Source organism: Pseudomonas sp. B10(2017) (assembly GCF_002113295.1).
Classification (GTDB): Bacteria; Pseudomonadota; Gammaproteobacteria; order Pseudomonadales; family Pseudomonadaceae; genus Aquipseudomonas; species Aquipseudomonas pudica.
This window is the reverse complement of sequence record NZ_NEJU01000003.1, coordinates 251,595-272,192: the sequence shown is the minus strand read 5'-3', so window position 1 is coordinate 272,192 and position 20,598 is coordinate 251,595. Positions and strand designations below refer to the sequence as shown.

18 protein-coding genes and 1 riboswitch are annotated in these 20,598 nt (G+C 64.2%); of the genes, 12 read left to right on the top strand and 6 right to left on the bottom strand.

Features of this window, described 5'->3' with window-relative positions:
• Positions 1–98: 98 nt before the first annotated feature.
• The 4 genes from CAF92_RS06035 to CAF92_RS06020 all read right to left on the bottom strand — a co-directional run bounded on the left by CAF92_RS06035 (position 99) and on the right by CAF92_RS06020 (position 3,596).
• Positions 99–1,067, bottom strand: a complete 969-nt coding sequence (locus CAF92_RS06035) for a metal ABC transporter ATPase (RefSeq protein WP_085599758.1) — start codon at positions 1,065–1,067, stop codon at positions 99–101.
• Positions 1,068–1,117: 50 nt separating this feature from the next.
• Entirely contained in the window at positions 1,118–1,930 is an 813-nt protein-coding gene (locus CAF92_RS06030) for an aldo/keto reductase (protein WP_085599756.1), read from the bottom strand.
• Positions 1,927–3,102, bottom strand: coding sequence for an FAD-binding oxidoreductase (locus CAF92_RS06025; RefSeq protein WP_085599754.1), 1,176 nt, complete (start codon positions 3,100–3,102; stop codon positions 1,927–1,929). Before CAF92_RS06025 ends, CAF92_RS06030 begins: the two co-directional genes overlap by 4 nt.
• 161 nt (positions 3,103–3,263) lie before the next feature.
• Positions 3,264–3,596: a multidrug efflux SMR transporter gene (locus CAF92_RS06020; RefSeq protein ID WP_008095055.1), complete on the bottom strand. Its 333-nt coding sequence runs from the start codon at positions 3,594–3,596 to the stop codon at positions 3,264–3,266.
• A gap of 87 nt (positions 3,597–3,683) precedes the next feature.
• Between CAF92_RS06020 and CAF92_RS06015 the strand changes: the two genes are divergently transcribed.
• Both CAF92_RS06015 and waaA read left to right on the top strand, forming a co-directional pair.
• Positions 3,684–4,574: a LysR family transcriptional regulator gene (locus CAF92_RS06015; protein ID WP_085599752.1), complete on the top strand. Its 891-nt coding sequence runs from the start codon at positions 3,684–3,686 to the stop codon at positions 4,572–4,574.
• Between the two features lie 11 nt (positions 4,575–4,585).
• A complete protein-coding gene (gene waaA / locus CAF92_RS06010; RefSeq protein WP_085599751.1) occupies positions 4,586–5,857 on the top strand; it encodes a lipid IV(A) 3-deoxy-D-manno-octulosonic acid transferase in 1,272 nt (423 codons plus the stop codon).
• Between the two features lie 151 nt (positions 5,858–6,008).
• Here the strand turns inward: waaA and CAF92_RS06005 are convergent, their stop codons facing one another.
• Entirely contained in the window at positions 6,009–7,445 is a 1,437-nt protein-coding gene (locus tag CAF92_RS06005; RefSeq protein ID WP_046613360.1) for a TolC family outer membrane protein, read from the bottom strand.
• Between the two features lie 159 nt (positions 7,446–7,604).
• Positions 7,605–7,711, top strand: a riboswitch (TPP riboswitch).
• 154 nt (positions 7,712–7,865) lie between these two features.
• On the opposite strand from CAF92_RS06005, the gene thiC reads away from it, so the two are divergent.
• The gene (gene thiC / locus CAF92_RS06000) at positions 7,866–9,746 is read left to right on the top strand and encodes a phosphomethylpyrimidine synthase ThiC (protein ID WP_046613359.1); all 1,881 of its coding nucleotides are present in this window, start codon (positions 7,866–7,868) and stop codon (positions 9,744–9,746) included.
• A 165-nt stretch (positions 9,747–9,911) separates the two neighbouring features.
• A complete protein-coding gene (gene cytX, locus CAF92_RS05995; protein ID WP_085599749.1) occupies positions 9,912–11,195 on the top strand; it encodes a putative hydroxymethylpyrimidine transporter CytX in 1,284 nt (427 codons plus the stop codon).
• Here the strand turns inward: cytX and CAF92_RS05990 are convergent.
• On the bottom strand, positions 11,164–11,910 hold the full coding sequence (locus CAF92_RS05990) for an RsiV family protein (RefSeq protein WP_046613356.1): 747 nt from the start codon (positions 11,908–11,910) through the stop codon (positions 11,164–11,166). The two genes, cytX and CAF92_RS05990, sit on opposite strands and share 32 nt — an antisense overlap.
• Positions 11,911–12,095: 185 nt before the next feature.
• On the opposite strand from CAF92_RS05990, the gene CAF92_RS05985 reads away from it, so the two are divergent.
• The 8 genes from CAF92_RS05985 (at position 12,096) to parC (ending at position 20,520) form a co-directional block, all read left to right on the top strand.
• Complete coding sequence (locus tag CAF92_RS05985; protein WP_015272022.1) at positions 12,096–12,713, top strand: NUDIX domain-containing protein; 618 nt, start codon at positions 12,096–12,098, stop codon at positions 12,711–12,713.
• Entirely contained in the window at positions 12,704–13,156 is a 453-nt protein-coding gene (locus tag CAF92_RS05980; RefSeq protein WP_085599747.1) for a DUF1249 domain-containing protein, read from the top strand. The genes CAF92_RS05985 and CAF92_RS05980 overlap by 10 nt, the downstream gene beginning before the upstream one ends.
• A gap of 85 nt (positions 13,157–13,241) precedes the next feature.
• A complete protein-coding gene (gene cpdA / locus CAF92_RS05975; RefSeq protein ID WP_080958393.1) occupies positions 13,242–14,042 on the top strand; it encodes a 3',5'-cyclic-AMP phosphodiesterase in 801 nt (266 codons plus the stop codon).
• 162 nt (positions 14,043–14,204) lie between these two features.
• Entirely contained in the window at positions 14,205–14,813 is a 609-nt protein-coding gene (locus CAF92_RS05970) for a YqiA/YcfP family alpha/beta fold hydrolase (RefSeq protein WP_003258136.1), read from the top strand.
• Positions 14,814–14,848: 35 nt separating this feature from the next.
• Entirely contained in the window at positions 14,849–16,753 is a 1,905-nt protein-coding gene (gene parE / locus CAF92_RS05965; RefSeq protein ID WP_085599745.1) for a DNA topoisomerase IV subunit B, read from the top strand.
• Complete coding sequence (locus CAF92_RS05960; RefSeq protein WP_046613352.1) at positions 16,750–17,736, top strand: esterase-like activity of phytase family protein; 987 nt, start codon at positions 16,750–16,752, stop codon at positions 17,734–17,736. The genes parE and CAF92_RS05960 overlap by 4 nt, the downstream gene beginning before the upstream one ends.
• Positions 17,733–18,251: a TIGR02281 family clan AA aspartic protease gene (locus CAF92_RS05955; protein ID WP_085599858.1), complete on the top strand. Its 519-nt coding sequence runs from the start codon at positions 17,733–17,735 to the stop codon at positions 18,249–18,251. The genes CAF92_RS05960 and CAF92_RS05955 overlap by 4 nt, the downstream gene beginning before the upstream one ends.
• A 10-nt stretch (positions 18,252–18,261) precedes the next feature.
• Complete coding sequence (parC, locus tag CAF92_RS05950) at positions 18,262–20,520, top strand: DNA topoisomerase IV subunit A (protein WP_085599743.1); 2,259 nt, start codon at positions 18,262–18,264, stop codon at positions 20,518–20,520.
• Positions 20,521–20,598: the final 78 nt, after the last annotated feature.

The window sequence follows — 20,598 nt, the reverse complement described above, 5'->3', positions numbered from 1 at the left end:
CTGCGAAGAGGCCGGTAGGGCAAAAGTGTTTCTTTGGCTCTACCGGCCTCTTCGCAGCACAAGGCTGCTCCTGCAGGGGCGGCGCAGGCCTCGGAATCTTACTTGTGTAGTGAAGTACGCGCCCGCTCCAGCAGTTCCCGCGCCTTGTCTCCAAACCGCTGCAGATGTGACGCCCGCACCGGCTTGCTCTCCACCAACCCCTGCTGCTTCACCCAATCCTTCCAGCGCACCCGCTCGTCCGTGACCACCCAGCCCTCTTGCCGTGCAAAACTTTCGGCCAGGTAGAGCCCGCGCGTGCTCGCCGGCACCAGTTCATCCTTCTTCAGGGTATACAGCTCAGCCAGCGGCTGGCCTTCCTCCAACGGCATCAGGTAAAGGTCTGGCCGTTTGCGGTTGAGTCGCGCCACCAGTTGGTCGCCCTCCAGCCGCTCATCAACGTGGAACAGGCTGAGCTTCTTGGCGTCCCGAGGTACCTGCAAACGCATGTCATAGATCAGTTGCAATGAGGCGGTTGGCAAGTGCACATACGCCCGTGGTCGTTCCAGCAGCATCAGCTTGCCGCAGTGAACCGGGCGGGCGGCACCGGACTCCGGGGCCAGCACGAAGTGCGGCGTTTCGCGGTAGTGCAGGGCGGCAGCGTAGGGCACCGGCAACCAGGTGTCGTTGAAGCGCCCGCCCAGCCAGCCTTCCGGAGTTTCCAACAGGCATTCCTCGGCCACTTCCTGCACGGCCGTGTGCAACGGCAGGTTCAGCTCCTGCGCCGGCACATAGCCGGAAATCAGTTTCAGTACTACATCACCACGGTCTTGCCGGCGCTGACGTACCAGCACCCAGTAATCGCGGTTCTGCCAATGCAGGGTCAGCCGCACCGACACGCCCAGGTTGGCCAGTTCGACCACGAAGCGCTGCACGTCGGGCAGCTGGATGGCCTTGCGCCGTTGTTGGATCTGGGCGAAGTTCAGCGGCATGCCGATGCTCTGGTAGATCAGCCCTTCGGGCGTGGCCTCGACATGCAGCGGCAATGTCTTGAAGTTACTCGGGTTCTTGCGGATCAGCGTTCGCGCCACGAGGCTCCTCCTTGCGTCGGGTCAGTCCGGGCCCGTGGGCCTGGGGCAACTCAATGCTGGCCCAGAATACGGGCGACGGTGGCCACGTTGTGGGCCAGGTGCAACGGATTGATGGTGCCGACGATAGCACTGCTGACGCCCGGGTGGGCGAACAGCAGCTCGAAGCTGGCCTGCACCGGGTCAACGCCCGGGGCCAGACAGATATGCCCGCTGGCCAGGGCCTTCTTCACCAGGATGGCCTTGCCGTGTTCGGCAGCGTAGTCCAGCACTGGGCGTTCTGCCTGTTCGTTGAGGTTGTAGGTGACCATGGCGCAATCGCCTTGCTCCAGCGCCTTCAGGCCGCCGGCGACGGTCTTGCCGGAAAGGCCGAAGCCGAGGATCTTGCCCTCCTGCTTGAGCTCGTCAAGGGTCTGGTAGACCTCCTGCTGTTCGAGGATGGCCAGGTCGTTGCCGTCGGAATGCACCAGCACCAGCTCGATGCGGTCGGTTTCCAGGCGCTGCAGGCTGCGCTCTACCGAACGGCGGGTGTGGGCGGCGCTGAAATCGAAGTGCGATTGGCCATTGTCGAATTCTTCGCCAACCTTGCTGACGATCACCCATTCATCGCGCTGGCCGCGCAGCAGCGGGCCCAAGCGCTCTTCGCTGCGGCCGTAGGCCGGGGCGGTGTCGATCAGGTTGATACCCAGCTCGCGGGCCTGGGCCAGCAGCAGGCGGGCTTCGTCATCGCCGGGGATGGTGAAGCCGGTGGGGTACTTCACGCCCTGGTCGCGCCCCAGCTTGACCGTGCCCAGGCCCAGCGGCGAAACCTTGAGGCCGGTGCTGCCCAAGGGGCGATGGAAGTCGTGCAGGGTTGGTAGGCTCATGGCAGCAGTTGCTCCCAGGCCGGTACGCCCAGCGGTGGGCGTGGCAGGTCGGCCAGGTCGGCTTGCGCCTGTGGGCGGATACCGTCGCGCTCCAGGTGGCTGATGACCCGGTCGCTGAAGTCCGGTGCCAGGGCCAGCTTGGTCGGCCAGCCGACCAGCAGGCGTTGCTGGTCGGCGAGGAAGGCGTTATCCGGGCGGACCAGGCCCGATTGCGCCGGTTCCGCACGGTTGACCCGCAGGGTGGCCCAGCGCACCTGGCTCTGGTCGACCCATGGCAGCAGGCTGGCGATCTCTTTCTGTGCCGCGGCGATTTGCGCAGCCGGCTCACGGGCAACGCCATCGGCTTCGGCGAGGTCGCCGCCCAGGTACCAGACCCACTGGCCATCGGCGGCCGGGTGGGTGGTAACCGTCACCCGTGGCTTTGGGCCGCCACCCAGGCAATGGGCGTAAAGCGGTTTCAGGTTGGCACCCTTGGCCATCACCATATGCAGCGGGCGTGTCTGCATGGCTGGCTGGTTCAGGCCCAGGGCGTGCAGCAGTTCCTCGGTGCCTGCGCCGGCGCTGAGCACGATGCGCTGGGCGCGAATGTCGCGCTCGTCGACGCGCAGGCCGACCAGGTCGTCGCCCTCGCGCAGTGGCTCGATGCGCTCACCGGCCAGCAGGCTGTCGCCTGCCAGTTCGGCCAGGTTGGCCAGCAGGCTGGGTACGTCGATGACAAGTTCGGCCAGGCGATAGACCTTGCCCTTGAAGGCGCGGTCCTGCAGCGCGGGTGGCAGTTGCTCGCCCTTGACCTGGTCGACCCGGCCGCGCACGGCCTTGCTGGCGAAGAAGCTGGTGAGGTTGCCGGCCAGGGTGCCTGGCGACCACAGGTAGTGGGCGTCGGACAGCAGGCGGGTGCTGGTCAGGTCCAGTTCGCCGCTGCCGCTCAGCGCTTCGCGCCAGCGTCGCGGCATGTCGGCGATGGCTTCCGAGGCACCGGTGATGGCGCCGTGCAGGGCGTACTTGGTGCCGCCATGGATGATGCCCTGGGATTTGATGGTCTGCTCGCCGCCAAGGCTGGCGCGTTCCACCAGTACTGTCGAGTAGCCCAGGCGGCGCAGGCGGGCATTGAGCCAGAGGCCTGCGACCCCGGCGCCGACGATCAGCACGTCAGTGGAAATGGCGGATGGCATGGCGGTACCTCGAAGACTGGGACAGCTGGCAAGTATACAGGGTATACCTGTGATGGCCCTATCGCCGGCAAGCCAGCTCCCACAGGGATGGCATTGACCCTGCGGCCTGTATCAGCTCTGTGGGAGCTGGCTTGCCGTCGATGAGGCCCGTACAGGCTGTCTCAATGCCCAGCCGTTTTTGAAAACAGCTGAATCACCACCACTCCACCCACAATCATGGCCATGCCCAGCATCGCCGGAACGTCCAGCTTCTGCCCATAGATCACCAGCGCCGCCACACTGATCAGCACAATACCCAGCCCCGACCAGATGGCATAGGCGATCCCCACCGGAATACTGCGCACCACCAGGGTCAGCATCCAGAAAGCAATGCCATAGCCAACCACCATCAGCAGCAACGGCAAGGGGGTGCTCAAGCCTTTCACTGCTTTCATGGAGGCGGTAGCAATGACTTCTGCGCAGATGGCGATGGCGAGGTAGGTGTAGGCATTCATGGCGGGATCCTCCGGTAACTGGTCGGGCATTCTAGACGTAACCTGGATGGGGTAAAGTCATTACCTATCACTATTGGAGATAGGTCGATGGCCGAGCAGTGGAACCTTGAACAGTTGCGTATCTTCCTGCGCGTTGCAGAACTGCGCTCGTTCTCTGCCGTGGCCCGCGAGCAGCGCAAGGCCCAGTCGGCGATCAGCAGCGCGATCGCCCTGCTCGAAACCGACCTGGGGGTCACCTTGTTCGAGCGCAGCAGTGGCCGGCAACCCAAGCTGACCGAGAACGGCAGCGCTCTGCTGGAAGATGCCCGCGAACTGTTGCGCCAGTGCGAACGCCTGGATGGCCGTGCGTTGGCGCTGATGCGCGGTCAGGAGGCTTTGTTGCGGGTCGCCCAGGACGAAGCCATGCCCTACCAGCCGGTCATCGACAGCCTCGACGAGCTGGCCAGCCGCTACCCATTCCTGGAGGTGCAGCTGGCCAGCGGTGCCCAGGGCGACGTCGCGCGCAAACTGGTGGAACGGCGCGCCGATCTTGGCCTGTTCTTCCACCACGAGAGCATCCCGGCCTCGCTGGAGCGGCGCGCCCTGGGCAGTGTGGAAATGGTCACCGTGTGCGCGATCGGCCACCCGCTCGCCGGCGAAGGCCGGGTTACCCGGCAGCAGCTGGCGCGCCACCGTCAATTGCTGATTGCCCCGCAGCAAAGCGGCTACCCAGGCGGCGAAGCGATCAGCCCGCAGGTATGGCGCGCCGACAGCTTCTATGCCATGGCCGAACTGCTGATGCGCGGCCTGGGCTGGGCCTGGCTGCCGCGACACGTGGTGCAGTACCCGACCTATCAGGCGCACATGGTCGAACTGGACAGCGAGTGGCAGCCACCGGCCTTGGTGGTGGAGCTGGCCTGGCGCCGCGACGAGCCACTGGGGCCTGCCGCGCAGTGGCTGGCCGAGCGCTTTGCGGTGCACCTGCGCGCGATCGGGTAAACTCCGCGGCCATGAACAGAACTCTCTATACCTTGTTGTTTCACCTGGGCCTGCCGCTGGTTGCGCTGCGCCTGTATCTACGCGCGCGCAAGGCACCGGCCTATGGTCAACGCATTGGCGAGCGCTTTGGCTTCAGCCTGCCGGCCATGCGCCGCGGCGGCATCTGGGTGCACGCGGTATCGGTGGGCGAGAGCATTGCGGCGGCGCCGATGGTGCGTGCCTTGCTCAAGGCCTACCCGGAATTGCCGATTACGCTTACCTGCATGACCCCGACCGGCTCCGAGCGCATTCGCGCCATGTTCGCCGACGAACCGCGCGTGCAGCATTGCTACCTGCCCTACGACCTGCCCTGGGCGGCAGGGCGCTTTCTCGACCATGTGCAGCCGAAGCTGGGCATCATCATGGAAACCGAGCTGTGGCCCAACCACATCCACCAGTGTGCGAAGCGTGGCATTCCGGTAGCGCTGGCCAACGCACGCTTGTCTGAGCGCTCGGCTCGTGGCTATGGGCGTTTTGCCAGGCTGACCCGGCCGATGCTGGCCGAGATGAGTCTGATTGCCGTGCAGACCGAAACCGAGGCTCAGCGTTTTCGTGACCTGGGCGCGCGTCCGGAGTGCGTGCAGGTCACCGGTTCGATCAAGTTCGACCTGAAGATCGATGATCAACTGTTGCCGCGTGCCAGGACATTGCGTGAACAGTGGGGGGCTGCACAGCGCCCGGTGTGGATCGCCGCCAGCACCCACGAAGGTGAAGATGCGTTGATCCTGCAGGCACATCGGCAATTGTTGCAGGTGCATGGTGATGCCCTGCTGATTCTGGTGCCGCGCCACCCCGAGCGATTCGCTGCGGTGCATACGCTGTGCAGCGAACAGTTCACCACCGTGCGCCGCTCTGCCGGCACGCCGGTCGATGCACAGACTCGCGTCTTGCTCGGCGATACCATGGGCGAACTGCTGTTCCTCTATGCCCTGGCCGACATTGCCTTCGTCGGCGGCAGCCTGGTGGCGACCGGCGGGCACAACCCGCTTGAACCCGCGGCGCTGGCCTTGCCGGTGCTGATGGGGCCGCATGTGTTCAACTTCCTCGAAATCAGCGCGATGCTGCGCGAGGCAGGGGCGCTGCAGCAGGTGGACGATGCCGACGGGCTGGCCGAAGCGGTGCGGCGGTTGGTCGAATTGCCGCAGGATGCACAGCGCATTGGCGAAGCGGGCAGGGCGGTGATGCGGGCCAACCAAGGAGCTTTGCAGCGCTTGCTCGATGGCCTGGGTGCACTTATCCGCTGAGTTCTGTGTTGGGTTTTCTGGCCTCATCGCCGGCAAGCCGGCTCCCACAGTACTGCACAAGGCTTAAGGCCAGTGGAGAACCTGTGGGAGCTGGCTTGCCGGCGATGAGGCCATCAAAAGAAACCCACCCTGCGGAAAATCCACCCCTATATCAGGGGCGACGCTCGAAGTTCTTTGCCGCTGCAGCCGCCAGGTCCGGCGGCAGGAAGTCCTTGTCCGGGTTGTAGTCCGGCTTCAGGTACCGCTTGAGGTCCTGCAGGTCCTGCGGGCTCAAGGTGCCGGCCGCCTGCTTCAGGCTCAGGTTGTCGAGGATGTAGTCATAGCGGCTGTTGTTGTAGTCGCGCACCGAGGTGTACAGCTGACGTTGGGCGTCAAGCACGTCGACGATATTGCGGGTACCCACCTGGTAGCCGATCTCGGTGGCTTCCAGCGCGCTCTGGTTGGAGATGATCGACTGCTTGCGCGCCTGCACCTGTTCCACGTCGGTGTTTACCGCGCGGTGCAGGTTGCGGGTGTTTTCCACCACCTGGCGGCGCAGGCTTTCACGCTGCTGTTCGCTCTGGCTCAGGCGCTGGTAGGCCTCGCGCACCTGCGAACTGGTCAGGCCGCCGCTGTAGATCGGGATGTTCAACTGCAGGCCGATGCTGGTCTGCTCGACGTCGCCGCTATAGCGCGAAACGGGGGCCGGTGCGGGGTTGGTGAAACCGAAGTTGTCGTTGTCACCCTTCTGATACTTGGCAACCGCGTCCAGGGTCGGCGCATGGCCGGCCTTGCGCTGGCGCAGGGTTTCCTCGGCAGCGACGACCGCGTGGTTGGTGGCCAGCAGGTTGAGGTTCTGGCGCCCGGCGGTTTCGACCCAGGCCTTGGCGTCGTTGGGTGTAGGGACCTGCACCGGCAAGGTATGGACCACGCCTTGAATCGACGTGTATTCCCGGTTGGTCAGGGTTACCAGGGCCTCGAAGGCATCCTGTACCTGGCGCTCGGCAATGATCCGGTTGGCCCGCGCCGTGTCGTAGCTGGCCTGGGATTGCAGCACGTCGGTCTTGTCGGAGAGGCCGACGTCGAATCGTTCGTTGGACTGGTCCAGCTGGCGCTTGAAGGCAGCTTCCTCGGCCTTGGTCGCGGCCAGGTTGTCCTGGGCACGGAGCACGGCGAAGTAATTCTGCGCGGTTTGCAGGATCAGGTTCTGCTCGGTCGCCGACAGCTCCAGCGCCGCCTGTTCGTTGACCGCCTCGGCCGCCTGCAACTGGAACCAGCGGTCAGCGCGGAAGATAGGTTGCGCCAGGGTCGCACTCCAGGTATTGCCGCTGCGGTTGCTGGTGGCCGATGGTTCGTCCAGCTTGGTGCGGGTGTTCAGCATTTCGGCACCGGCCGAAAGGTTAGGCAGCAACCCGGCGCGAGCCTGTGGTACCACTTCACGGCGGGCGCCGTAATCGGCGCGGGCTGCAGCCAGGTCAGCGTTATTGTCGACCGCTTCCTGGTAGACGCTGACCAGGTCGGTCTTGACTGTTTGGGGCACGTCCGCTGCCCAGACCACTCCGTTGGACGCACAAGACACGGCTATCGCCAGTGAGAGTTTGCGCAGCATAGAGGCAATCCTTGTACGAAATTTAATTACTGAACTGTTGAGTATCGATCGACGGGCCAGTGTAGTGCCATGCGCCCCCGGCAACAATCGCTCGAGTGCCTTTCATCATCCGCGTATTTACCCGCTTGGCTTTGCCGACCACTCCAGTCTAGACTGCGCATGTTCTTGTCGGGGTGCCTTGAAGCAAAGGCTGAGATCGCAAAGTTGCGGATCCCGTTGAACCTGATCAGGTTAGCGCCTGCGTAGGGAACAAGATTGCTCGCCTTCCCGGGGAGCCTCTTGTGCCAGGTCCGGGAATGTCACAGCTGCATGCAGCTTCAGGCACCCTCATATCCGGCACTGCACCCATCAAGGGTGCGTCCGCGCCTTTCAGGTTCACCCCGACATTCCACTGCTAGGAAGCCGTCTGGAGAGCCTGTGATGACCAAACAAGAAAAAGCGATCAACCTCAGCGAATCGGCACAAGTCGATCAGCAGTCCGTGCAACCGTTCCCGCGTTCGCGCAAGGTGTATGTCGAAGGCTCGCGCCCGGACATCCGCGTGCCCATGCGTGAAATCAGCCTGGACGACACCCCGACCGATTTCGGTGGCGAGTCCAATGCCCCGGTGCTGGTCTACGACACTTCCGGCCCGTACACCGACCCCAACGTTGTCATCGATGTGCGCAAGGGCCTGGCCGATGTGCGTTCGGCGTGGATCGAAGCACGCGGTGACACCGAGCGCCTGGCCGGCCTGAGCTCGCACTTCGGCCAGCAGCGCCTGAACGATGCCGAACTGGCCAAGCTGCGTTTCGCCCACGTGCGCAACCCGCGCCGTGCCAAGGCCGGCGCCAACGTCTCGCAGATGCACTATGCCCGTCAGGGCATCATCACCGCCGAGATGGAATACGTGGCCATTCGCGAAAACATGAAGCTGCAAGAGGCGCGCGCCGCCGGCCTGCTCGACGAGCAGCACGCCGGTCACAGCTTTGGGGCCAACATCCCGAAAGAAATCACCCCCGAGTTCGTTCGCCAGGAAATCGCCCGTGGTCGCGCGATCATCCCGGCCAACATCAACCACCCGGAATTGGAACCGATGATCATCGGCCGCAACTTCCTGGTGAAGATCAACGGCAACATCGGCAACAGCGCCCTGGGTTCCTCTATCGAGGAAGAAGTGGCCAAGCTGACCTGGGGCATCCGCTGGGGTTCGGACACGGTCATGGACCTGTCCACCGGCAAGCACATTCACGAAACCCGTGAGTGGATCATCCGCAACTCGCCGGTGCCGATTGGTACTGTGCCGATCTACCAGGCCCTGGAAAAGGTCAACGGCGTGGCCGAAGACCTGACCTGGGAGCTGTTCCGCGACACCCTGATCGAGCAGGCCGAGCAGGGCGTGGACTACTTCACCATCCACGCTGGTGTGCTGCTGCGTTATGTACCGCTGACTGCCAAGCGCGTCACCGGTATCGTCAGCCGTGGTGGCTCGATCATGGCCAAGTGGTGCCTGGCGCACCACAAGGAAAACTTCCTGTACACCCACTTCGACGAAATCTGCGAAATCATGAAGGCCTACGACGTCAGCTTCTCGCTGGGCGACGGCCTGCGTCCCGGCTCGATTGCCGACGCCAACGATGCCGCGCAGTTCGGTGAGCTGGAAACCCTCGGCGAGCTGACCAAGATCGCCTGGAAGCACGATGTTCAGTGCATGATCGAAGGCCCGGGCCACGTGCCGATGCAGCTGATCAAGGAAAACATGGACAAGCAGCTGGAGTGCTGCGACGAGGCGCCGTTCTACACCCTCGGCCCGCTGACCACCGATATCGCTCCTGGCTACGACCACATCACCTCGGGCATTGGTGCGGCGATGATCGGCTGGTTCGGTTGCGCCATGCTCTGCTACGTCACGCCCAAGGAGCACCTGGGCCTGCCGAACAAGGATGACGTGAAGACCGGCATCATCACCTACAAGATCGCCGCTCATGCCGCCGACCTTGCCAAGGGCCACCCTGGTGCGCAGATTCGTGACAACGCCTTGTCCAAGGCACGCTTCGAGTTCCGTTGGGAAGACCAGTTCAACCTCGGCCTGGATCCGGACACTGCCCGTGCCTACCACGACGAGACCCTGCCGAAGGAATCGGCCAAGGTTGCGCACTTCTGCTCGATGTGCGGGCCGAAGTTCTGCTCGATGAAGATTACCCAGGAAGTGCGTGAATACGCTGCCAAGATCGAAACCGTGGATGTGACGGTCGAGCAAGGCATGCGCGAACAGGCCGAGCGGTTCCGCCAGGAAGGGAGCCAGCTGTATCACAAAGTCTAAGACCGCTGGGGCCGCTTTGCGGCCCTTTCGCGACGCAAGGCCGCTCCCACAGGGACTGCGCAAGGCTTGAGGCCAGCGCGGTTTTTGTGGGAGCGGCCTTGTGTCGCGATACGAGGACGCAGTCCTCGCCAGGAACACCAACAACATTGCCGGCGAGCGCCAACCATGACATCACCCAGCCAATTCTCCCCCGACCACCCGGTCCCAATCGCCCAGCGTATCTTCGGCGCCCGCGACCTGTTCTCGCTATGGTTCTCCCTCGGCATCGGCCTGATGGTGCTGCAGGTCGGCGCCATGCTCGCCCCTGGCCTGGGCCTTGCCGGCGCAGTGCTGGCCATCGCTCTGGGCACCGGTGTGGGTGTGCTGTTGCTGGGGGCTGCCGGTGTCATTGGCAGCGATACCGGCCTGTCGGCCATGGGCACGCTCAAGCTGAGCCTGGGGGGCCATGGCGCGCGCTTGCCGGCGCTGCTCAACCTGCTGCAACTGGTGGGCTGGGGCTCGTTCGAGATCATCGTGATGCGCGATGCCGCCAGCCTTTTGGGCGCGCGGGTGTTCGGCGAAGCCAGCGCCTGGAACAGCCCTGTGCTCTGGACCCTGTGCTTCGGCGCCCTGGCCACCTTGCTCGCGGTCGGTGGGCCGCTGGCGTTCGTGCGCAAGGTGCTGCGCACCTGGGGCATCTGGCTGCTGCTGGGCGCTTGCCTGTGGCTGACCTGGAACCTGTTCGCCAAGGCCGACCTGGCCGTACTGTGGAACCGTGCCGGTGACGGTTCGATGTCGCTGGCCGTGGGCTTCGATATCGCCATCGCCATGCCGCTGTCCTGGTTGCCGCTGATCGCCGACTATTCGCGTTTTGCCCGTAACGGCAAACATGTATTCGGCGGTACGGTGGTGGGCTACTTCATCGGCAACACCTGGCTGATGAGCCTGGGTGTGGGCTACACCTTGGCCTTCGCCGGCAGTGGCGAAGCCAACGCCCTGCTGCTGGCCTTGGCGGGCGCCGGCATGGGCATTCCACTGCTGCTGATTCTGCTGGACGAGTCGGAAAAGGCTTTTGCCGACATTCATTCGGCGGCCGTTTCCACCGGTGTGCTGGTGCGCCTGAAGGTCGAGCACCTGGCGCTGGCCATTGGCGTGCTGTGCACGCTGATCGCCCTGCTGGCGCCACTGGCACAGTACGAGAATTTCCTGCTGCTGATCGGCTCGGTGTTTGCACCGCTGTTCGGTGTGGTATTGATGGACCATTACGTGATCCGTCGCCGCCGCTTGCCAGTACAGGTGCATGGCTTGCATTGGCAGGCACTGCTGGCCTGGGCGGTGGGCGTTGCCGCGTACCATCTGATCGCCGCGCAAGCGCCCGACCTGGGTGCGACCCTGCCGGCATTGCTGCTGGCAGGGCTACTGCACGGGCTGTTGAGCTTCAGCCGCGGCCGGGAAACAGCTCGGGCTTGAGCACGCCATTCAGGCGTGGGTACGGGATCTTCAACTCCACGTGGCCCATGGAATAGGGCGCGATGGAGTAGACCTCGTACTTGACCACCACCGCGCCGTACGTCAGGGCGATGTGCGGCGACTGCTTGAACGGCCAGGTCTTGATGAACTCGGCGTCCTTGTCCATGCCTACGCTGATCAGCCAGGCGCGGTGTGATTCCTCGACGGTTTTCCAGAAGGTGTCTTCCTGGCCAGGCACCAGCATGTCCTGCAGGGTCAGCACCTTGTCCAGCTTGCGCGAATAGTTGATGAAACCACGCCCGGGCATGCCGTGGGCGCCGCCGCTGTCCAGGTAGCTGGACAGTTCGATGATCACCAGTCCGTCATGCTGCTCGCGTACCTTGGCCTGCAGGTAGCTGCTGTTGCGCTTATCGGCACTGGCCAGGTACTGCTGCTCGTAGGCTTGCAGTGTGGCCGGTGCGTTGCCGCGCTGGTTGTCTTCGGTCAGTTGCAGCAGGCGTTTCTCGACGATGCCATCAAGCTTGGGCAACGCCGGGAAGTGGATCATGTCGATGTTCACCAGCGGGCAGTCGCTTTCACTGCAGCCGGGTTTGACATGCTCCCAGGCATCACGCTTGACCTCGAGCGGCGCCCGGTAGTTGGGCGTGAACAGGCTTTGGCAGGCACCCAGGGCCAGGGCCAGCACAGCCACGGACGTCAGTTTGACAAGTGTCATGAGGATCCTTGCAGAACAGGGAAAAGTCGGCCTTTGACCGTCTGCGCGGCCTTCAGTTCGCCACTAAGCTAACAGAGACAAGGCGCGCTGTCCCGAGTGCGCGAACGGTTGCCGGAAAGGGATGAAACCGGCAGGCGTGCAGAGTAGGATGGCGCGATGCGGTATTCGAGGTAATGAGGATTTCCATGTCAGACGCGTTGAACTCAGTGCCCAAGGGCTTCGAAATCATCGAGCGGGCCAACTGCTTCCAGGGCTTTTACAAGCTCGACAAGCTACGCCTGCGCCACGAATTGTTTGCCGGGGGCATGGGCCGCGAGATCAGCCGCGAACTGTTCGTGCGCCATGATGCGGTGTGCGTGCTGCCGTACGACCCGTTGCGCGATGAAGTGGTGCTGATCGAGCAGTTCCGTGTGGGGGCGCTGGACAAGGTCGACAACCCTTGGCTGATCGAGATGGTGGCCGGGCTTATCGACAAGGACGAGCAACCCGAGGAAGTCGCCCATCGCGAAGCCGAAGAAGAGGCCGGCCTGGCTTTCAGCGCCCTGTGGCCGATGACCCGTTACTTCCCGTCGCCCGGCGGCAGTGACGAATACGTTCATCTGTTTCTCGGACGCTGCAGCAGCGAAGGGGCGGGCGGCCTGCATGGCCTGGAAGAAGAGGGCGAAGACATTCGCGTGCGCGTGTGGTCGTTCGAGGATGCCATGCAGGCGGTGCGCGACGGGCGCATCTGCAACGCGGCGACCATCATCGGCCTGCAATGGCTGGCGCTGAACCGTGATGAAGTACGAGGTATGTGGAAGTGAACCTGCTGCGCGAGCGTTATCGGGTCGACCTGGTCGGGCTGCAGGCAGCCTGCGAGGCCAACTACGCCCGGCTGATGCGCCTGTTGCCAGACATGCGCACCACCCAAAGCTCGCGCTGCATCGGCATGACCCAGGGCGATCAGATGCTCGGTGTGCTGGTACTCGACGTGGTGCTGGCCTGCCCGTACACCACCACCCTGCACGTGCGCCAGGAGCACAGCCTGCCTTGGTTGCCGGTGCCGCACCTGGAAGTGCAGGTGTACCACGATGCGCGCATGGCCGAAGTGGTCAGTGCCGAACACACCCGGCGCCTGCGCAGCATCTACCCGTATCCGAACGAGGCCATGCACCAGCCGGACGAAAAGGCCCAGCTCAACTTGTTCCTCGGTGAATGGCTGAGCCACTGCCTGGCTTGTGGTCACGAACTGGCGAGCGTTCGCTGAAGTGTGACGCAGGTCGTTCGTGGGTGTTTGCTCGCACCCGTTGTGCAGCCATAATTCGCGCTGAATCCGTTCCAGGAGACGGCCGTTGCCTCAGACAGACCAATCGCGCCTCGTGCATGTGGTGCAACTGACCGATGCCCATCTGTTCGCCGACCCGGCCGGCAGCATGCTGGGCCTCAATACCCGTGACAGCCTGCGCCATGTAGTGGCACAGGTGCGGCGGGAGCAGCCGCTTGTCGACCTGCTGCTGTGCACTGGCGACCTGTCCCAGGACGCCAGTGTGGCATCCTATGAAGCGTTCCGTGAGCTGACCGCGCCGTTTGCCGTGCCCACCCGCTGGTTGCCTGGCAACCATGACGAGGCCCGAGTCATGGCGCAAGTGGCGCCGGAGCTGGTACAGGCTGTGACCGATATCGGTGCGTGGCGCATCGTCATGCTCAATACGGCCGTCCCCGGGGCAACGCACGGGCTGCTGGAGGATGACCAGCTGGCAGTGCTGGAAGCGGCCTTGCGAGAGGCGGGTGAACGGCATTGCCTGGTGTGCTTCCACCATCAGCCGGTGGATATCGGCTGTGCCTGGATTGCGCCGATCGGCTTGCGCAATGCCCAGGCGCTGTTCGATATCGTCGAGGGTTATCCACAGGTGCGGGCGCTGCTGTGGGGGCATGTGCATCAGGAATGGGATGAAGTGCGCGACGGCCTGCGCCTGCTGGCTACGCCGTCGACCTGTATCCAGTTCGCTGCGCGCAGCGAGGATTTCCAGGTGAGCGAGGAGCAGCCGGGCTACCGCTGGTTGCGCCTGCATGCCGACGGGCGGTTGGAGACCGGGGTGGAGCGGGCACTGGATTTCGAAGTGAAGCTCGACTTCGATAGCCCGGGGTATTGAGCTGCGGCTGCAGACGCGCTCCTACAGGGAACTGTGGTTGCGACTTCGGTGAAGAAATTGTTGCGAAACCCGTGACACTGCGTCAAAACCCGGCGAACGCGCTACACTGCGCGTCCCTGCGCCCATATCACCGGGCGCGAAGCCAAAGATTCCGGGGGCAGCATGTCGGGTTCCATCCTCTATATCCACGGCTTCAACAGCTCGCCGCTTTCCACCAAGGCGCGCCAGCTCGAGGCCGTGATGCAGCAACTGGGCCTGTCGGCCCAACTGCGGGTGCCCGCTTTGCACCACCACCCACGGCAGGCCATCGCCCAGCTCGAAGCCGCCATCGCCGAACTGGGCGCGCCATTGCTGGTGGGCAGTTCGCTCGGCGGCTACTATGCCACCTATCTGGCCGAGCGCCACGGCCTCAAGGCCCTGCTGGTGAACCCGGCGGTAACACCGCACAAGCATTTCGACGGCTACCTGGGCACCCAGCACAATCACTACACCGGTGAGGCCTGGGAGCTGACCCACGATCACGTGCAGGCCCTGGCCGAGCTGGAAGTACCAGCCCCGGTGGACGCCAGCCGCTATCAAGTGTGGCTGCAGACCGCCGATGAAACCCTGGACTATCGCCACGCCGAGCGCTATTACCGTGCTTGCGCCCTGCGCATCCAGGCCGGTGGCGACCACAGCTTCCAGGGCTTCGCCGAGCGTCTGCCGGCTCTGCTGGCCTTCGCCGGCATTGCCCGTGGGCAGTACGCAGCGCTCGATTTTTCTGTATTTTGACTTTTTTGCATTCACCAGACTGACGACGAGACCCTATGGCCACTCCCAGCGCTAGCGCCTATAACGCAGACGCCATCGAAGTCCTCTCGGGCCTTGACCCGGTCCGCAAGCGGCCGGGCATGTACACCGATACCAGCCGCCCCAACCATCTGGCCCAGGAAGTCATCGACAACAGTGTCGACGAAGCCCTGGCCGGTCATGCCCGTTCGGTGCAGGTCATCCTCCATGCCGACCACTCGCTGGAAGTCAGCGACGATGGTCGCGGCATGCCGGTGGACATCCACCCGGAAGAGGGTGTGTCCGGGGTAGAGCTGATCCTCACCAAGCTGCACGCAGGCGGCAAGTTCTCCAACAAGAACTACCAGTTCTCCGGCGGCCTTCACGGCGTGGGCATCTCGGTGGTCAACGCCCTGTCGACCCAGGTGCGCGTGCGTGTCAAACGTGACGGCAACGAATACCAGATGACCTTCGCCGATGGCTTCAAGGCCAGCGAACTGGAAGTGGTCGGCTCGGTCGGCAAGCGCAACACCGGTACCAGCGTGTACTTCAGCCCCGACCCCAAGTACTTCGATTCGCCGAAGTTCTCCATCAACCGCCTCAAGCACGTGCTCAAGGCCAAGGCCGTGCTGTGCCCGGGCCTGCTGGTCAGCTTCGAGGACAAGGCCACCGGCGAGAAGGTCGAATGGCATTACGAGGACGGCCTGCGCTCCTACCTGGTCGATTCGGTCAACGAGTTCCAGCGCCTGCCCGGCGAGCCGTTCTGCGGCAGCCTGGCCGGTAACAAGGAGGCGGTGGACTGGGCCTTGCTGTGGCTGCCAGAAGGCGGCGACAGCATCCAGGAAAGCTACGTCAACCTGATCCCTACCGCCCAGGGCGGCACCCACGTCAACGGCCTGCGCCAGGGGCTGCTGGATGCCATGCGCGAATTCTGCGAGTTCCGCAACCTGCTGCCGCGCGGCGTGAAGCTGGCGCCGGAAGACGTCTGGGAGCGCATCACCTTCGTGCTGTCGATGAAGATGCAGGACCCGCAGTTCTCCGGGCAGACCAAGGAGCGCCTGTCGTCGCGTGAGGCGGCTGCCTTCGTTTCCGGCGTGGTCAAGGACGCCTTCAGCCTGTGGCTCAACGCCCACCCCGAGCTGGGCATGCAGCTGGCGGAGCTGGCCATCAGCAACGCCGGGCGCCGCCTGAAGGCCAGCAAGAAGGTCGAGCGCAAACGCATCACCCAAGGCCCGGCACTCCCCGGCAAACTGGCCGATTGCGCCGGGCAGGATCCGATGCGAGCCGAACTGTTCCTGGTCGAGGGTGACTCCGCCGGTGGCTCGGCCAAACAGGCACGCGACAAGGAATTCCAGGCGATCCTGCCGCTGCGTGGCAAGATCCTCAACACCTGGGAAGTGGACGGTGGCGAAGTTCTGGCCAGCCAGGAAGTGCACAACATCGCCGTGGCCATTGGCGTCGACCCGGGGGCCACCGACCTTGCGCAGCTGCGCTACGGCAAGATCTGCATCCTCGCCGACGCCGACTCCGACGGCCTGCACATCGCCACGCTGCTGTGCGCACTGTTCGTCCAGCACTTCCGTGCGCTGGTCGAGGCCGGGCATGTATATGTGGCCATGCCGCCGCTGTACCGCATCGACCTGGGCAAGGAAATCTACTACGCCCTCGACGAGGCCGAGCGTGACGGTATCCTCGATCGCCTGGTGGCCGAGAAGAAGCGCGGCAAACCTCAGGTCACCCGCTTCAAGGGCCTGGGTGAAATGAACCCGCCACAGCTGCGCGAGACTACCATGGACCCGAACACCCGGCGCCTGGTGCAGCTGACCCTGGACGACGTGCAGGCCACCTGCGAGCTGATGGACAAGCTGCTGGCCAAGAAGCGCGCGGGCGACCGCAAGAGCTGGCTGGAAACCAAAGGCAACCTGGCCGAGGTCATGGTTTGATTCGGCGGCTTCTGGCTGCCTGCCTGGCGCTGGTTTCCCTGCCGAGCCTGGCGGGCAACTGGCCAGAGCTGAAGCTGAGCGCCGAGCACCCGATCGAAGGCATGCGCGGTGGCAACCTGTCTGGCCTGGTGGAATGCCGGGGCGGGCTGTGGGGCGTGTCCGACCGCGACGACGACCGTATCTACCGCTTCGACCAGCAAAGCCCGACCTGGCGCGCGCAGCCGCTCACCTTCACCCCGCCAGCAGTGCCGGAAAGTGGCCTGCCGTGGGGCCTGAAGTCGCGTAACTGGGCGGCGTCATATATCCGTGGTGGCGAGCTGGATTTCGAAGGCATCAGCTGTGACCAGGCGGGTAACCTGTACCTGGTCAGCGAGGCGCATGCCGCAGTGCTGCAACTGCCGCTGGAAGGCGAGGCAAACTGGTTGAAGATCGACCCGGCCATGGTTCGCCAGGCCCGTGCCAGCGGCATGCTGCTGAACTTCAACGCCTTGTTCGAAGGCCTGGCGATCAACCCGGCGGGCGACCGCCTGTGGCTGGCCGCCGAGCGCGAGCGGCGGGGCCTGGTGGCCATCGAGCGCCAGCAATCGGTGTGGACCTGCGGCCGCAGCTGCGTGCTGTTGAGCGAGGCTGGCGTCGAAATGCAGCCGGCGCAGATGCCCAATGCCCAGGCACTGTCGCGCGATTTCGCCGACCTGGCCTGGTTCGAAGGCAAGCTGTTCACCCTCGAACGTAACGCCTACCGGGTCTGCCGTCGGGATACCGACAGTGGCAAGGTCGAGCGCTGCTGGTCGTTCGCTGCCGATGCCCTGGTCGAGTCGCGCCGCTATCAACAGCCGTTCGGCCTGGCCGAGGCACTGGTGATCGATGCCAAGGGCGCCTGGATCGGTGTCGACAACAACAACGGCACCCGCGCCGATGGCGAGGCACGCCCGATCGTCTGGCGCTTCGATGCGCCGGAAGGCGGATGGAGCGCCAAGCCATGAGCCAGGCACCGGGCAAGCGGGCGGGCAAGGTATTGATGATCGTCGCCTGGGCGGCGGCACTGTTCCTCACCACGCGTTTCTTTGGCCAGTGGGAAGACAGCCAGCGCAACCCCAATGCCCAGGTGCAGTCGTCGCATGGCGAAGGCTTCATCGAGGTACGCCTGTTGGGCAACGGCCAGGGCCACTTCGTGGTGGATGGCGCGATCAACGGCCAGATGGCGCATTTCATGCTCGACACCGGTGCCACCGACGTGGCCATCCCCGAGGCGTTGGGCCGCGAGCTTGGCCTGGAGCGCGGCAGCCCGGTGCAGCTCAGTACCGCCAACGGCCGTACAGAAGGCTACCGCACGCGCCTGGCCAGCCTGCAGCTGGGGGATATCCGCCTGCGCGACGTGCGCGCCATCGTGGTGCCGGGCCTGGACGGGCAAACCGTATTGCTGGGCATGAGTGCCCTGAAACAACTTGAATTTTCCCAGCGCGGCGGCACCATGCTGCTGCGCCAGAACCTGAAATGACGAGGCCCGCATGAGCGACTCACTGGAACTCAGCCTGGACGGCGTTGAACGCCGCTCGCTGGCTGACTTCACCGAACAGGCCTACCTCAACTACTCCATGTACGTGATCATGGACCGCGCTTTGCCGCACATCGGCGATGGCCTGAAGCCGGTGCAGCGACGCATCGTCTACGCCATGAGCGAGTTGGGGCTCGATGCCGATGCCAAGCACAAGAAGTCCGCGCGTACCGTCGGTGACGTGCTCGGCAAGTTCCACCCCCACGGCGACTCGGCCTGCTACGAGGCCATGGTGCTGATGGCGCAGCCGTTCAGCTACCGCTATACCCTGGTCGACGGCCAGGGCAACTGGGGTGCGCCGGACGATCCGAAGTCCTTCGCCGCCATGCGTTATACCGAAGCCCGCCTTTCGCGCTACGCCGAAGTGCTGCTCAGCGAAGTCGGCCAGGGTACTGTGGACTGGGTGCCAAACTTCGACGGCACCCTTCAGGAGCCGGCCGTGCTGCCGGCGCGCCTGCCCAACATTCTGCTCAACGGCACTACTGGTATCGCCGTGGGCATGGCCACCGACGTGCCGCCGCACAACCTGCGTGAAGTGGCCACGGCCTGTGTGCGTCTGCTCGACGAGCCCAAGGCCACCATCGAGCAGCTGTGCGAGCACATCCAGGGACCGGACTACCCGACCGAGGCCGAGATCGTCACTCCGCGGGCAGAAATCCTCAAGATGTACGAAAGCGGGCGCGGCTCCATCCGCATGCGCGCCGTATACCGCGTCGAGGATGGCGACATCGTCGTCACCGCGCTGCCGCACCAGGTCTCCGGGGCCAAGGTGCTGGAGCAGATCGCTGCGCAGATGCAGGCCAAGAAGCTGCCGATGGTTGCCGACCTGCGTGACGAGTCGGACCACGAGAACCCGTGCCGCATCGTCATCATCCCGCGCTCCAACCGCGTGGATGCCGATGAACTGATGCAGCACTTGTTCGCCACCACTGACCTGGAAAGCAGCTATCGGGTCAACGTCAACATCATCGGCCTGGACGGCCGGCCACAACTGAAGAACTTGCGCGGGCTGCTGCTGGAGTGGCTGGAGTTCCGTACCGCTACCGTCCGCCGCCGCCTGCAGCACCGCCTGGACAAGGTGGAGAAGCGCCTGCACCTGTTGGAAGGTTTGCTCACCGCGTTCCTCAACCTGGATGAAGTGATCCATATCATCCGTACCGAGGACCAGCCAAAGCAGGCCCTGATCGCCCGATTCGACCTGACCGAAATCCAGGCCGACTACATTCTCGAGACCCGCCTGCGGCAGCTGGCGCGCCTGGAAGAGATGAAGATCCGCGGCGAGCAGGATGAATTGCTGAAAGAGCAGGCCAAGCTGCTCGCCCTGCTGGGCAGCGATGCCAAGCTGCGCAAACTGGTACGTAGCGAGCTGATCAAGGATGCCGAAACCTATGGCGACGACCGCCGCTCGCCTATCGTCGAGCGTGCCGAGGCCAAGGCGCTGTCGGAAAACGAGCTGATGCCGACTGAGCCGGTTACCGTGGTGCTGTCGGAAAAGGGCTGGGTGCGCTGCGCCAAGGGCCACGACATCGATGCCACCGGCCTGTCGTACAAGGCCGGCGATGGCTTCAAGGCCGCCGCCGCCGGGCGCTCCAACCAGTTTGCCGTGCTCATCGACTCCACTGGCCGCAGCTACTCGCTGGCCGCTCACAGCCTGCCATCGGCGCGCGGCCAGGGCGAACCGCTGACCGGCCGCCTGACGCCACCACCGGGGGCCACCTTCGAGTGCGTGCTGTTGCCGGACGACGATGCGCTGTACGTGGTGGCCTCGGACGCCGGTTATGGCTTCGTGGTCAAAGGTGAAGACCTGCAGGCCAAGAACAAGGCCGGCAAGGGCCTGCTCAGCCTGCCCAACGGTGCCAAGGTCATGACCCCGCGCCCGGTGGCCAACCGCGAGCAGGACTGGCTGGCGGCGGTGACCACCGAAGGCCGTCTGCTGGTGTTCAAGGTCAGCGACCTGCCTCAGTTGGGCAAGGGCAAGGGCAACAAGATCATCGGGGTGCCGGGCGACCGGGTAGCCAGCCGTGAAGAATTTGTTACCGATCTGGCCGTGATTGCCGATGGTGCGACACTTGTATTGCAAGCCGGCAAGCGTACCCTATCTCTGAAAGCGGATGACCTGGAGCATTACAAGGGCGAGCGCGGACGGCGCGGCAGCAAGCTGCCACGGGGGTTCCAGCGGGTCGATGGATTGCAGGTGGAAGTGCCGACATAAACGGTTTTAATGTCTGGAACGGCAATTTCAGCGTCGTTCCGGGCAGAAATGCTGGAGTCGGACGGTTATTTCGCGGAT

Bases quoted from the DNA above. Each gene is read 5' to 3' on its own strand.
- thiC (WP_046613359.1), top strand. From the start codon at position 7,866: ATGACCAAACAAGAAAAAGCGATCAACCTCAGCGAATCGGCACAAGTC.
- cytX (WP_085599749.1), top strand. From the start codon at position 9,912: ATGACATCACCCAGCCAATTCTCCCCCGACCACCCGGTCCCAATCGCC.
- CAF92_RS05985 (WP_015272022.1), top strand. From the start codon at position 12,096: ATGTCAGACGCGTTGAACTCAGTGCCCAAGGGCTTCGAAATCATCGAG.
- CAF92_RS06015 (WP_085599752.1), top strand. From the start codon at position 3,684: ATGGCCGAGCAGTGGAACCTTGAACAGTTGCGTATCTTCCTGCGCGTT.
- CAF92_RS05990 (WP_046613356.1), bottom strand. From the start codon at position 11,910: ATGACACTTGTCAAACTGACGTCCGTGGCTGTGCTGGCCCTGGCCCTG.
- CAF92_RS05955 (WP_085599858.1), top strand. From the start codon at position 17,733: ATGAGCCAGGCACCGGGCAAGCGGGCGGGCAAGGTATTGATGATCGTC.
- CAF92_RS06005 (WP_046613360.1), bottom strand. From the start codon at position 7,445: ATGCTGCGCAAACTCTCACTGGCGATAGCCGTGTCTTGTGCGTCCAAC.
- parC (WP_085599743.1), top strand. From the start codon at position 18,262: ATGAGCGACTCACTGGAACTCAGCCTGGACGGCGTTGAACGCCGCTCG.
- waaA (WP_085599751.1), top strand. From the start codon at position 4,586: ATGAACAGAACTCTCTATACCTTGTTGTTTCACCTGGGCCTGCCGCTG.
- parE (WP_085599745.1), top strand. From the start codon at position 14,849: ATGGCCACTCCCAGCGCTAGCGCCTATAACGCAGACGCCATCGAAGTC.
- CAF92_RS05970 (WP_003258136.1), top strand. From the start codon at position 14,205: ATGTCGGGTTCCATCCTCTATATCCACGGCTTCAACAGCTCGCCGCTT.
- CAF92_RS06025 (WP_085599754.1), bottom strand. From the start codon at position 3,102: ATGCCATCCGCCATTTCCACTGACGTGCTGATCGTCGGCGCCGGGGTC.
- CAF92_RS06020 (WP_008095055.1), bottom strand. From the start codon at position 3,596: ATGAATGCCTACACCTACCTCGCCATCGCCATCTGCGCAGAAGTCATT.
- CAF92_RS06030 (WP_085599756.1), bottom strand. From the start codon at position 1,930: ATGAGCCTACCAACCCTGCACGACTTCCATCGCCCCTTGGGCAGCACC.